We start from the raw sequence: 12,550 nt of genomic DNA on the forward strand, positions 1-12,550 counted from the left end.
CGGCCCTAGTGGTTGGTGTGTGCAGCAGCCAAGCGTGAGGCGACCTTGACGGCGTCAAGGCTGGGTCCGACGTCGTGCACGCGGACTGCCCAGGCGCCACGGGAGGCGCTGATGGCAGTGATCGCTGCCGTGGCGGCGTCGCGTTCTTCCGGGGCGGCGGACTTGCCGGCCACCGTGAGCAGCGTGCCGAGGAAGCGCTTGCGGGATGCAGCCACCAGGACTTTGTGCCCCAGTCCCGCCAGCTGGTCGAGGTTCTGCAGCAGTTCCCAGTTCTGGGCGTCGTTCTTGGCGAATCCCAGGCCCGGATCGACAATGATCTGGTCCGGGGTGACACCGGCTGCGTAGAGCTTGTCCCGCACTCCGGCGAGCTCCGCAACCACTTCGCCGGCGACGTCCTGGTATTCGGCCAGGGAGTTCATGGTGCGGGCGTCGCCGCGGCGGTGGGTGAGCACGTAGGGAGCCTTGGACGAAGCCACGAGTTCCGCCATCTCGGGCTCGATGGTGAGCCCGGAAACGTCGTTGATGATGGCCGCCCCGGCCTGCAGGGCAGCTGCGGCGGTGGATGCGTGGGTGGTGTCGATGCTGACCAGGGCTCCGGCCTTGACCAGGGCCTGGATGACCGGGACCACGCGGCGCTGTTCTTCTTCCGGGGTTACGTCTTCGGCTCCGGGCCGCGTCGATTCGCCGCCGACGTCGATGATGTCCGCTCCGGCGTAGAACATCCGCAGGCCGGCCGCGATAGCGGTGTCTGCGGTGGCGTGCTTTCCGCCGTCACTGAAGGAGTCCGGAGTGACGTTGAGGATGCCCATGACCAGGGTGCGGTCCGTGGGCAGGTCTGCGAACCTGGCGGCCGGGCGAGGTTTGCGCAGGATGGGCAGCGGCGATGTTGCCGGCCCGGTTCCCGGGGCTGCTGCGAGTGAGTCCATGGTCTGATTGTTACCTTCCGAGGATGAGGCTCATGGCTTCGGCACGGGTGGCCGGGTCATGGAGCTGCCCGCGGACCGCGCTGGTGACGGTCTTTGCTCCGGGCTTGCGGACACCGCGCATTGACATGCACATGTGTTCGCATTCAACAACGACGATCGCGCCACGGGGTTTGAGGTGGGTGACCATCGCTTCGACGATTTCCGTGGTGAGGCGCTCCTGCACCTGCGGACGGCGGGCATAAATGTCCACCAGCCGGGCCAGTTTGCTCAGCCCGGTCACTTTTCCGTCATGTGAGGGGATGTAGCCCACGTGGGCCACCCCGTGGAACGGCACCAGGTGGTGCTCGCACGTCGAGTAGAAGGGAATGTCCTTGACCAGGACCAGTTCCTCGTGGTCAAGGTCGAAGGTGGTGGAGAGGACGTCCGCGGGATCATGGTGCAGCCCCGCGAACACCTCGGCGTAGGCCTTGGCGACCCGTTTAGGGGTGTCCTGAAGCCCGCCCCGGTCCGGATCTTCACCGATGGCCAGCAGGATTTCGCGGACAGCGGCTTCAATCCGCGGCCGGTCCACCTTTTCGTGCTTCTTGTGGTGGGATCCACCCTCTGCGGGGTGCATGGCGGAGTCGTGGGCGTCGTCGTCGTCGAAGTGATTCACAGGAGAAAGCTTAGCCGCGCAGGGCGTCGGGCCCCGAGTCGGGGATGCCACCCTGGAAGGGAGCGTCCTCCGGCACACCTTGCGGGTGCGGCGGCTGGGCGTCCAGCGGCTCGTCCAGGCGGGCCTGCTTGGCCTCCTCCTGGGCTTCCCGTTCGGCCTTTTCCTGGCGGGACTCCACCGGGCCGGCCTGCTGCACCGGACGGGACTCCTTGGACAGCCATACTTCCCGGAAGTCACGCTTGCGGATGTCCCGGAAGATATCGGCGATTTCGGCCTGGTTGAGGGTTTCCCGTTCCAGGAGTTCGAGGGCCAACTGGTCCAGGACGTCGCGGTTCTCGATCAGGATGGCGTAGGCCTCGTCGTGGGCCTGGTCGATCAGGCGGCGGACTTCCTCATCCACCACGTAGGCGATCTGGTCGGAGTAGTTGCGCTCGTGCCCGGCATCGCGGCCCAGGAACGGTTCGCCGCCACCCTGGCCGAGGCGGACAGCACCCACCCGTTCGCTCATGCCGTACTCGGTGACCATCTTGCGGGCGGTTCCGGTGGCCTTCTCGATGTCGTTGGACGCGCCGGTGGAGGGGTCGTGGAAGACAATTTCCTCGGCTACCCGGCCGCCCATGGCGTAGGCCATCTGGTCCAGGAGTTCGTTGCGCGTGATCGAGTATTTGTCGTTCTCCGGGACCACCATGGTGTAGCCCAGGGCGCGGCCGCGGGGAAGGATGGTGATCTTGGTGACCGGCGCGGAGTTCCGCAGGGCTGCCGCCACCAGGGCGTGGCCGCCCTCGTGGTAGGCGGTGATTTTGCGCTCGTGTTCCTTCATCACCCGGCTGCGTTTCTGCGGGCCGGCCATGACGCGGTCGATCGCCTCGTCCAGGGCGCGGTCATCAATGAGGTTGGCGTTGGAGCGGGCCGTCAACAGGGCGGCCTCGTTGAGCACGTTGGCGAGATCGGCACCCGTGTAGCCGGGGGTCTTCTTGGCCACGCTCTTGAGGTCAACGCCGGGCGCCATCGGCTTGCCCTTGGCATGGACCTGGAGGATCTGGTCACGGCCGATCAGGTCCGGCGCCTCAACCGTGATCTGGCGGTCGAAACGGCCCGGACGCAGCAGTGCCGGGTCCAGGACGTCCGGACGGTTGGTTGCCGCGATCAGGATGACGTTGGTCTTGACGTCGAAGCCGTCCATCTCCACCAGGAGCTGGTTGAGGGTCTGCTCGCGTTCGTCGTTGCCGCCGCCGATGCCGGCGCCGCGGTGGCGGCCGACGGCGTCGATCTCGTCAACGAAGATGATGGCCGGGGAATTGGCCTTGGCCTGTTCGAACAGGTCGCGGACACGGGAGGCGCCCACACCGACGAACATTTCCACGAAGTCGGAACCGGAGATCGAGAAGAAGGGGACTCCGGCTTCACCGGCGACGGCGCGGGCCAGGAGGGTCTTGCCGGTTCCGGGAGGGCCGTACAGCAGCACGCCCTTGGGGATCTTCGCCCCGACAGCCTGGAACTTGGCGGGTTCCTGCAGGAATTCCTTGATCTCCTGCAGTTCCTCGACGGCCTCATCCGCACCGGCGACGTCCACAAAGGTCACCTGCGGCATGTCCTTGTTGACCATCTTGGCCTTGGACTTGCCGAACTGCATGATCTTGGAACCGCCGCCCTGCATACGGGTCATCAGGAACCAGAACAGTGCGCCAAGGAGGATCACGGGGATCAGGAGCGAAAGCAGGCCGGAGAACCAGTTGCTTTCGATCGGCTGGTCGGTGTAGCCGTTGGCGGGCTTGGCGGCAGTGACGGCCTTGACGACGTCGGCGGCGCGGGCGTCAACGAAGAAGAACTGGACGCTCTTGCCCTTGTCCTGTCCGTCAACGGTCAGGTTGTCCTTCAGCACCAGGTCAACGCGGTTTTCGCCGTCGAAGATTTTTGCCTGCTCCACCTTGCCGCTGTCGGCGAGGAGCTCCAGGCCGTTATCTGTGTCGATCCGTGCCGCACCGCCGGGAGCCAGCGTTGCAAAGGCCACGAGGAGCATGGCGATCACAACAACGATCCAGATGCCCGGGCCCTTGAAGAAACTCTTAGCTTTCATCTGTTCGGGGGCTGGCCCCGTCCCTCCTGGTTGTGCTGCACGGCGAGTGGTCTGCGCGCGTGATGGTGCTGCGTCAGCTTCTAGCTATACACCGTCCGGTGTAATTCACGCATGGAGCCGCCCAAAAGTTCCCTCTGGGCGTAGCGGGACAGGTGCGCGGCCATGGCCGGCGGCAAGGGGCGGGTTACTCGTAGACGTGCGGGGCGAGCGTGCCCACGAAGTCCAGGTTGCGGTACTTCTCGGCGTAGTCCAGGCCGTAGCCCACGACGAATTCGCTGGGGATGTCGTAGCCGACGTACTTGACGTCGATCTTGACCTTGGTGGCCGCAGGCTTGCGGAACGCGGTGCAGATTTCCACCGAGGCAGTGCCGCGGGATTCCAGGTTGGTCTTCAGCCAGGAGAGCGTCAGGCCGGAGTCAATGATGTCCTCGACGATCAGGACGTCCTTGCCCATCAGGTCCGTATCCAGGTCCTTGAGGATGCGGACAACCCCTGAGGACTGGGTGCCGGAGCCGTAGGAGGAAACTGCCATCCAGTCCATGGAGACGTGGCTGTGGAGCGCGCGGGCGAGGTCTGCCATGACCATCACTGCACCCTTGAGGACGCCGACGATCAGGAGATCGCGGCCTTCGTAGTCCTTGTCGATCTGGGCAGCGAGTTCACCGATCCGCTGTTGGATCTGTTCCTTGGTGTAGAGAACGTGCTTGAGATCTGCCTGGACGTCGTTTGAATCCACCAATGGCTCCTGTGTAGATGCGGAATGCGGGATGCGACTAATTTTTAGGCGGTTTTTGAGGCCGGAATACTAGCTTCCCACAGCGGGCACCTTCGCGGGGAACGGGATTGCCGCCCTCCGCCCGGCCGGCGGTGGGGGTGGCCGGTTCCGTGCCGCCGGGTTCCGCCAGCTGGGCCAGCGAGAGCCGGTACACACTCACGCCGCCCGGGAGCTCCACGGGGCCTGCGGAACCCTGACGCCGCAACAGCGCTTCCGCGGCCAGGAGGCGCTGGTAGCTGGGCTGCTGGCCTCCGACGTCGGCGGCGGCCTTGGCGATCACCCGGAACCTGATGGCCGGGGCAAGCCGGCCCAAAGCTTCTTCCGGAAGGCTCAGTTCCTGCCCGGACCGCTCCACCAGCGCTGCGAACGTGCTGTTTGCCACGTCCTCCAGATAATCGGCGTCCAACTGCAGGATGGCCGCCGTCCGGGCAAGCGATTCAGCGACGCCGGGGCCGAGCTTTTCCTCCAGCAGCGGCAGGACCTCCACACGGGTCCGCGAACGGGCGAAAGCGGGGTCAGCATTGCTGGGATCGTGCCAGGGTTCGAGTTCCTCCGCGGCGCAGATTGCCAGGGTATCAGCGCGCCGGAGGCCCAGGAATGGCCGCAGCAGCAGGCCGCGGGCGGGCCTCATCCCGGCGAGGGAACGGGTGCCGGATCCCCGTGCGAGGCCGAGCAGGACCTGTTCGGCCTGGTCGTCCAGGGTGTGGCCGAGGAGGATTGCGGCGGCGCCCTGGGCGTGGGCTTCCGCTTCCAGCGCCGCATGGCGTGCGTCCCGGGCGGCCGCTTCCGGGCCCATGCCGGTGGGCGCAACCACCACGGTCCGGACTTCCACCGGCGCAAGCCCCAGTTCCTGCAGGGTCAAGGCGGTCCGGGCGGCCACCTCGGCTGAGCTTGCCTGGAGCTGGTGGTCCACCACCACTGCGCCGACTGTTACCGGACGGCCGTCCACGTGCCCGCGCCGGGCGAAGTAGGCCGCCACGGAGGCCAGCGCCAGCGAGTCCGGTCCCCCGCTGCATGCCACCAGAACGTGCGCTGGATAGCCGGCGTCGGCCAGCGCGTTCTGCAGGGCCTTGCGCGCAGTGCCGACGACGGGCGCAAGCCTGCCGGGCCGTCGTCGTCCGCTGTGAAAACCGGTGGTGGCGTCAGGCAACTACAGGCCCATCCGGTCCAGCCACAGCTTGGCGTCGTGGATTTCGGGTTCGGTGGGAAGGTGGTCAGCGGACTCCCACACCCTGTTGAAGCCTTCCATGCCGGCCACGTCCACCACGGCGCGGACAAACTTCGCGCCGTCGGAGTACTGCCGCATCTTGGCATCCAGCCCCAGCAGGTTGCGGATGAATTTCTCCATCACACCGCGGTCCTTGCCGCGGTCCGTGAAGCGCTGCCGGATGGTCTTGACGGACGGGACAATGCTGGTGTCCACGGCGTCCATCACCACGTTGGCGTGGCCTTCCAGCAGGCTCATGACCGCCGTCAGGTGGGAGATGGCGGCCTTTTCCTCGGGATTCTGCAGCAGGTCCAGGATGGCGCCCCGGCCGGGGGTATCGCCCGTGGCGCTGCGGTCCTTGAGGGAGCGGGCCGCGGCGGAAGCACGTTCCATCAGGGTGTCCACGTTGCCCAGGAGGTGCCCGCTGAGGTCATCGATCTGCTCCAGCATGTGGTGACGGAGCCACGGCGCGGCCGCGAACTGCACCCGGTGCGTCTGCTCATGCAGGCAGACCCAGAGGCGGAAATCCTCCGGAGTGACATTGAGTTCACGCTCAACGGAGACGATGTTGGGTGCCACCAGGAGCAGCCTGCCACCCGCCGGCGCTGTGGAGCCTTCCGCGAGCGCCGCGAAGGGATCGTACTGGCCCAGGACCTTGCTGGACAGGAACGCCAGGACCGCGCCGAGTTGGCTGCCGGTGATGGCTCCGCTGACGCTGGCGGCGGCGGGGCTGAGGGTGCCGCGGCGGCTGGCAAGCATCTTTTCCATGGCGGGCTTGAGCATCACGGCGAAGCTCTGCGTATTGGCCTTGGCCCAGTTGGCCCGGTCCACCACCAGGACCGAAGAGTCCCGGAGGTCCTTCGCCGCGTCAAGGCCGGTGATCTCGTGGACGTGCGGCACCGAGGCGTCCGCGAGGCGGCGCAGGCTGTCCACGGCTTCGTTGATCTCCCCTGTGTTCAGGGTTGGACCCGCCGAAGCGAGCCGGGCCGCAGTGGATGCCGCGAGGTCCCAGTTGATCAGGGCCTGGGCGGGACTGGATGTTGCCGGTGCTGACGAATCACGTGCAGTGGACTCCATGCTTCCCATCAGATCACAGCGCGAGGCGGAACGCCCTTAAGTTCGCTGACCGGCGAACGCGTTCACGGGCGCGGGTCCACAGGCGCCGCACAGGAAGCCAACAGCGCCGTGCTAAATGGCCCGGCCACAGTAGTGACAACAGCCCATACAACTCCAGCCCCGTCCACAGGAGAACACCATGATCCCGTACCGTCCCATTGCTCCCCTGACCGTTGGGCCCCGCAGCGGCTGGCGGTCGGTGCTGGCCGCCGTCGTGATGGCTGCCGTACTCGGCACCACCGCAACGTCCGCCGTCGCAGCCCAAGGCACAGAGGCGTCCGCTGTTGCTGCCGGGAACGTTGCTGGCGGGACTACTGCTGGCGTGGTCGTTGCTGCCAAGCCCGCCGATACGGCGGATCCCGCCGCGGATCCGCACGGTTCCGCCGGCACCTAGGAGCGCCTTGAATCCCCGCGCGCCGGATCCCTACCGGCAGCCGCAGGCCGCGAGCGCCGTGGCCGCACGGTCCAGGGCTTCCCGGTTTCCGGCCGCTCCCGGCGTCAGCCCGTTGCCGATAAAGGAGAAGACCAGGAGCCGGCCGTCGGCGTCCACCACATAGCCGCTCAGTGCGATCACCGAGTTCAGCGTGCCTGTCTTGGCCCGTACCAGGCCGGCGCCGCGGACCGTGGCATCATTCCCGTAGCGGGCGTCCAGGGTTCCGGTCAGGCCGGCCACCGGGAATCCGTCCAGTGCCTCGCGCAGCCTGGTGTCGGGACCGGTGGTGATGGCCCTGACCACCTCGGCGAACTGCCGGGCGGAGACCTGGTTGCCCAGCGCCAGCCCGGACACGTCGGCCAGACTCAGGGTGTCCGTGGGGATGCCCGCGTCCGCCAGTTGCGTACGGATCGCAGCGGTGGCGCCTTCATTGCTGGCAGGCCCGCCGGAAGCCGCCGAGGCCATCCTGCCCAGCACCTCCGCCAGGTAGTTGTCCGAGGACTGCAGCATCAGGTCCACCTGATCGCCCACAGTGGCGGACCGGACCTCTGCCAGGACCGCCGGTTCCGCTCCCGCAGCAACTTCCCCGGCTCCGGAAGGTGAGTAACGCCCGACGCCGGCGGCCACCGTGAGCCCCGCAGCGGAACCCGCCGCTTTGAGCTGCGCCGCGAACGCCTCCCCTGCCGTCACGGCAGAATCCTGCGGCCGGGGGCCGGTGGTGACGGCAGGATCGAAACGTGCCGAGTTCAACGCGAGGGGAAACAGCGGCGCCACTTCGCCTGCCGCAACATCGCCCTGCTCCCACGCCGGATTCAGGTTTGGGCCGGTGAACAGCGAATCGTCCACCAGGACCGTTACCCCGCCGGCTGCTCCCTGCTCCTTGAGCGCGGCCACAGTAGCCGCGGCCAGCGAGGCGAGCCCGGCGTGGCCCATCACCTGGTCCGGCGCTGATTCGCCGGCTCCGAGGAGGACATCGCCGCCACCGGCCAGGGTGACCTGGTCCAGGCCGGGGCCCGCCAGGACCTTGGTGCTGAACCGGTGTTCGGGCCCGATGGCCCGCAGGGCGGCCACGGCGGTGAGCAGCTTCATGTTGGAGGCGGGGATCCGGTTCTCCGACCCCCCACGGTCGTAGAGGACCTGGCCCGTCAACGCGTCCTGGACCATCCCCGTGAAGGTGCCGCCGCCGTCGGGCCTTAAGTGGGAGTCCAGCTGCGCAGTCACGGCGGCCGGCAGCGGAACCGGCGCTGAATCCTGCAGCGGCTCCAGGCCCTGGCCGGCAGAAAGCGTTGTGGGGGCCTGCTGCCAGGCCGGTACTTGGGGCGCGGTGACCGGAGGCGGCCCGATGAAGGCGGGGGCAATCAGCCAGCCCGCGGGCAGGGCCACCATCACGATCAAAGCCAGCAACAGCGCAGTGGGCCAGGCCTTAACTATCCGGTGCAGCACACGCCGGAACGGGTCCTTGCTCCCGCCCGGGGCCGCTGTTTGGTTCATGCTGGTGCTGGTCCTCAAGTCCTGAAATTTCCCCGCCAGTTCCTGAAACCCGGGCCACTCGCTATATCCTCAATAATAGTCGGCGGCACCGACACTCCTTTTGCGGTTCGTCTTCTGTGCCGCGAACCCCTGCAACTGCCGAGGAGCATTCCATGAAGCATGACGTGACAATCGAGATCCCCAAGGGATCCCGCGTCAAGTACGAAGTTGACCACGAGACCGGCCGCGTCCGCCTGGACCGCGTCCTCTTCACCTCCATGCAGTACCCCACGCACTACGGGTTCTTCGAGAACACCCTGGGCGAAGACGGCGACCCGCTGGATGCACTGGTGCTCCTGCAGGACTTCGATCTGCACCCCGGCGTTATCGTCGAATCCCGCCCCATCGGCGTTTTCAACATGACCGACGACGGCGGCGGAGACGCCAAGGTCCTGTGCGTTCCTGTTGACGCCCGCTTCGACCACATCCAGGAAGTCAGCGACGTCAGCGAATTCCTGATCAAGGAAATCGAGCACTTCTTCACCCGTTACAAGGACCTGGAGCCGGGCAAGTGGGTCAAGGCTGAGGGCTGGGGCGACCGCGCCGCCGCCGAAGCCGAGCTGGAAGCCTCCATCAAGCGTTACGTGCCGGTAGCTCACTAGTCCCCACCGCTTAAAGCAACGCGGGTTACAGCAACGCAGGGTCACTTCCCGCCCGATTCCCACCCGGAATCGGGCCGGAAGTGACCCCGCGTTGTGGTTTAACAGGCCGGTGGTTTCTGTGGAATCGTTGCCCTGTGAGTTCCGAACCTTCGTCTAAGCCTCCGTTGTGTAATCCTCCGTTGTTTAATCCTCCGTGCGGTCCGGTCACCGGCTGGCGGGACGGTGAAGTGCTGCGCGCCACCGGGATCCCCTATGCCACCGCGGGCCGCTTTCAGCCCCCGGTCGCTGCGCCGGACCGGGCTTCCGATTTCGCCGCCACAACGCTGGCGCCCGCCTGCCCGCAGGGTCCCGTTCCTTTCCTGGATGACATCCTGGGCACCTTTTACGGGGAACTCCCCGGCAGCGAAGACTGCCAGAACCTCTCAATCACTATCCCCGCAGGTCTCGACGACGACGAGCGGGTGCCGGTGATGGTGTGGCTGCACGGTGGCTCGTACACGTCAGGCTCCGGCGATCTGGCGATTTTCGACCCGAAGACCCTTGTTGCCGAAAACCGCGTCATTGTGGTGTCCGTGACATACCGGCTCGGCCTGTTCGGGTATCTCGCCACAGGTACCGGCCGGCCTGCAAACCTTGGCCTGCTGGACCAGCTCGAGGCGTTCCGCTGGGTGCAGCGGAACATCGGCGCATTCGGCGGCGACCCGGGGTGCGTCACGGCGTTCGGGCAGTCCGCCGGCGGCGATTCGGTCGCGCACCTGATGGCAGCTCCGGAAGCGCCGTCTTTGTTCCAGCGGGCCATCATCCAGAGTGCGCCGCTGGGAATCACCCGGGGCCGGCACAAGATGAGCACTGCCATGGGCATCGCGGCGGAAGCGGTCACCGAGGACACTCCGATGCTGGACGTTGTGGAGATCGAAGGCCACGTCTCGCAGGTGGCCAGGAAGTACGGGCTGATGGCTGCCATGCCGTTCGGCACCCAGTACGGCCACGCCCCGCTGCCGCCGGAAGACGAGATCGAAGCTGCCTGGAACACGACGGCGCCGGTCATCGACGTGCTGATCGGCCACACCTCCGATGAGGCCCGGCTGTTCCTGCCCCGGAACCCGGTTGTGGGGCGGCTGGCCAAGGTCCCCCTCCTGGGCGGTGCCGCCGTGAAGGCCATCAACTGGGCGATCACGGAAGCGGTCTACGGCAGGTCGGCCCGCCGGTTTGCCCGCCGGCACGCCCGCGCGGGCGGCAAGGCGTACAGCTACGTGCTCTCCTGGGGAGCCCCGGGGAACTTCTACCGGGCCGCGCACACCGTTGATCTCCCGCTGCTCTTCGGCAACCGGAAAACCTGGGAAGCGGCGGGCCTGCTTGCCGGCGCCTCGTGGGACGAGACCAACGCCGTGGGCCGTGAGGTCCGCCGGCTCTGGGCTTCGTTTGCCCGCGGCGATGGCCTGGGTGAAACGGGTGAAATCCCCGGCGCATTGAAATACACTTCAGAGCCGCGGCCGGCCCCGCGGCGTCAGCGTCCCCGGGTGGTGGCGGCCGTGCTGCGGATGGCCTCCACCAGAATGTCCTGGCGCTGGAAGTAGGCATTGTGGCCGGCGTCCTCCACAACCAGGAGGCGGGCCCCGGGCACAGTCGCGGCAACGTGCTCAGCTCCCCGGCGGATGCGCGGCCTTTCCCCGGCCCCAATCAGCAGCACCAGCGGGCTGGTGATGGATTCCAGTCCCTGCTGGAACCATTCGACGTCCTGCGGGTCAGCGCTGAGGAACTCCCCTTGGCTTTGTTCAAGGCTGCGCGGGTGGCGGGCCGCTTCAATGGCGGTGGCAGTTGATCGAACCCTGACGTAACGGGCAAAGTCCTTGGGGTTCTCCGCGATCCAGCGCGCCGTGAACGAGTTTCCTACACCCAGCCAGATACGTTCGTCGTCGTCCAGCGAGCTGAACACCTCGAACTTTTCCGGCGGGCCCGGTTGTCCGGGAGGTGGGACAACCAGCGGCCAGCCCATGCCGCACACTACAAGGGCAGGGGCGGCGCCGGGGTGGCGGACGGCCCACCGAAGCGCGGTCATTCCGCCCATGGATTGCCCCACAATGATCGCGTTCTGCAGGCCCAGGGAGTCGATGAAATGCTCAAGCTCTGCGACCCGGTCAACCAGCGGTCCCTGCCGCGGGGAGTTCGAGGACCAGCCGTGGTCGTAGGTATCGTATGCCAGCACCCGGAAGGTCCGCTCGAGTTCACGGATTATCGGTTCCCAGCATGCCGCCGAAGATGCGTGGCCGTGCAGCAGCACCACCGGTTGGCCGCGGCCTGAGTCCGTGTAGTGAATATCGTTGCCGAGCACATCAAGCCATGGCATGCAGGTGATCCTTTCGGGCCCGGTAAGCCGGCAGCCGGCCCACCAGGAACAGCCTTGCAGAATCAGGGCTGGGCGTCACCTGATGTCCAGTACGTTACCAAGGCGCCGGCGGTAAAGTCTGGTGACGTGAAGACGCTCGGGGTGGATCTGGCCGCAGCCACGAAGAAGACGGCCGTGGCCGTGCTGGAATGGGACGCCGGCGCGGCCCGCCTGGAGCATCTGGCCCTGGACGTGGGTGACACGGAGATTGTGGAGCTGTTCGGAAGCAGCTCGATGACCGGTATCGACTGCCCGGTGGGGTGGCCGGATGCGTTCCTGCCGTTCCTTGCCGCGCACCTGAACTTTGACGCCCTGCCGGTCCTGGACCATGACGGGATCGAGGGCCGTCGCCTCCTGGCCTACCGCGACACCGACCGGTTCGTCACCGGCCTCACCGGGCTGATCCCGCTCAGCGTCTCTGCAGACCGGCTCGCCCACCCGGCCATGAGGTGCGCGGTGATCCAGGCCAAGATCGCGGCTGGGTACGGACCGCAGGCGAGGGACGGATCCGGGCGGCTGGCCGAGGTCTATCCCGCTGCGTCTTTGAAGACCTGGGGCCTTCTGGCTCGTGGGTACAAGGGCGGCCGTGCACCCGAGGCGGAACGGCTGGGCGTTCTCCTGGACCATTTGGCTGCGGCGGCGCCGTGGCTGGACCTGGCCGGTCACGAGGGCCGGCTGGCCGCCTCCGATGACCTTTTTGATGCGGTGATCGCCTCGCTGACCGCCCGCGCCGTCAACCTGGGGCAGACACTCCGTCCGCCGGAGCCTTACGCCGCCGCGGCCCTGACCGAGGGCTGGATCCACGTGCCGTCGGGCGGGCTCGCCAGCCTTGGGTGATACCCG

At 67.0% G+C, this 12,550-nt stretch carries 12 protein-coding genes; 4 read left to right on the forward strand and 8 right to left on the reverse strand.

The window, feature by feature from the left end; genetic code table 11:
* Nucleotides 1-5 precede the first annotated feature (5 nt).
* The 6 genes from folP to AC1MCA_RS08850 form a co-directional block, all read right to left on the reverse strand.
* Nucleotides 6-926, reverse strand: a complete 921-nt coding sequence (folP, locus tag AC1MCA_RS08825) for a dihydropteroate synthase (protein ID WP_479802770.1) — start codon at nucleotides 924-926, stop codon at nucleotides 6-8.
* Nucleotides 927-936: 10 nt separating this feature from the next.
* Nucleotides 937-1,581: a GTP cyclohydrolase I FolE gene (gene folE / locus AC1MCA_RS08830; RefSeq protein WP_108597331.1), complete on the reverse strand. Its 645-nt coding sequence runs from the start codon at nucleotides 1,579-1,581 to the stop codon at nucleotides 937-939.
* A 10-nt stretch (nucleotides 1,582-1,591) separates the two neighbouring features.
* The gene (gene ftsH, locus AC1MCA_RS08835) at nucleotides 1,592-3,658 is read right to left on the reverse strand and encodes an ATP-dependent zinc metalloprotease FtsH (RefSeq protein ID WP_479802772.1); all 2,067 of its coding nucleotides are present in this window, start codon (nucleotides 3,656-3,658) and stop codon (nucleotides 1,592-1,594) included.
* Nucleotides 3,659-3,842: 184 nt separating this feature from the next.
* Nucleotides 3,843-4,394, reverse strand: a complete 552-nt coding sequence (gene hpt / locus AC1MCA_RS08840; RefSeq protein ID WP_108597333.1) for a hypoxanthine phosphoribosyltransferase — start codon at nucleotides 4,392-4,394, stop codon at nucleotides 3,843-3,845.
* 37 nt (nucleotides 4,395-4,431) lie between these two features.
* Nucleotides 4,432-5,499: a tRNA lysidine(34) synthetase TilS gene (tilS, locus tag AC1MCA_RS08845; RefSeq protein ID WP_479803344.1), complete on the reverse strand. Its 1,068-nt coding sequence runs from the start codon at nucleotides 5,497-5,499 to the stop codon at nucleotides 4,432-4,434.
* 84 nt (nucleotides 5,500-5,583) lie between these two features.
* Entirely contained in the window at nucleotides 5,584-6,717 is a 1,134-nt protein-coding gene (locus tag AC1MCA_RS08850; RefSeq protein ID WP_479802774.1) for a zinc-dependent metalloprotease, read from the reverse strand.
* A gap of 178 nt (nucleotides 6,718-6,895) precedes the next feature.
* Between AC1MCA_RS08850 and AC1MCA_RS08855 the strand changes: the two genes are divergently transcribed.
* A complete protein-coding gene (locus AC1MCA_RS08855; protein ID WP_479802776.1) occupies nucleotides 6,896-7,150 on the forward strand; it encodes a hypothetical protein in 255 nt (84 codons plus the stop codon).
* A 30-nt stretch (nucleotides 7,151-7,180) separates the two neighbouring features.
* On the opposite strand, the gene dacB is transcribed toward AC1MCA_RS08855, so the two are convergent.
* Nucleotides 7,181-8,575: a D-alanyl-D-alanine carboxypeptidase/D-alanyl-D-alanine endopeptidase gene (gene dacB / locus AC1MCA_RS08860; protein WP_479803346.1), complete on the reverse strand. Its 1,395-nt coding sequence runs from the start codon at nucleotides 8,573-8,575 to the stop codon at nucleotides 7,181-7,183.
* A gap of 257 nt (nucleotides 8,576-8,832) precedes the next feature.
* On the opposite strand from dacB, the gene AC1MCA_RS08865 reads away from it, so the two are divergent.
* On the forward strand, nucleotides 8,833-9,321 hold the full coding sequence (locus AC1MCA_RS08865) for an inorganic diphosphatase (RefSeq protein ID WP_108600631.1): 489 nt from the start codon (nucleotides 8,833-8,835) through the stop codon (nucleotides 9,319-9,321).
* Nucleotides 9,322-9,500: 179 nt separating this feature from the next.
* Nucleotides 9,501-10,898 carry a carboxylesterase family protein gene (locus tag AC1MCA_RS08870; protein WP_479802778.1) on the forward strand — a complete coding sequence of 466 codons (1,398 nt, stop codon included), beginning with the start codon at nucleotides 9,501-9,503 and terminating at the stop codon, nucleotides 10,896-10,898.
* On the opposite strand, the gene AC1MCA_RS08875 is transcribed toward AC1MCA_RS08870, so the two are convergent.
* On the reverse strand, nucleotides 10,829-11,668 hold the full coding sequence (locus AC1MCA_RS08875) for an alpha/beta fold hydrolase (RefSeq protein WP_479802779.1): 840 nt from the start codon (nucleotides 11,666-11,668) through the stop codon (nucleotides 10,829-10,831). The genes AC1MCA_RS08870 and AC1MCA_RS08875 overlap by 70 nt on opposite strands.
* Nucleotides 11,669-11,794: 126 nt before the next feature.
* Between AC1MCA_RS08875 and AC1MCA_RS08880 the strand changes: the two genes are divergently transcribed.
* Complete coding sequence (locus AC1MCA_RS08880; RefSeq protein ID WP_479802781.1) at nucleotides 11,795-12,544, forward strand: DUF429 domain-containing protein; 750 nt, start codon at nucleotides 11,795-11,797, stop codon at nucleotides 12,542-12,544.
* Nucleotides 12,545-12,550 lie beyond the last annotated feature (6 nt).

Source organism: Arthrobacter sp. BK1 (genome assembly GCF_056680055.1).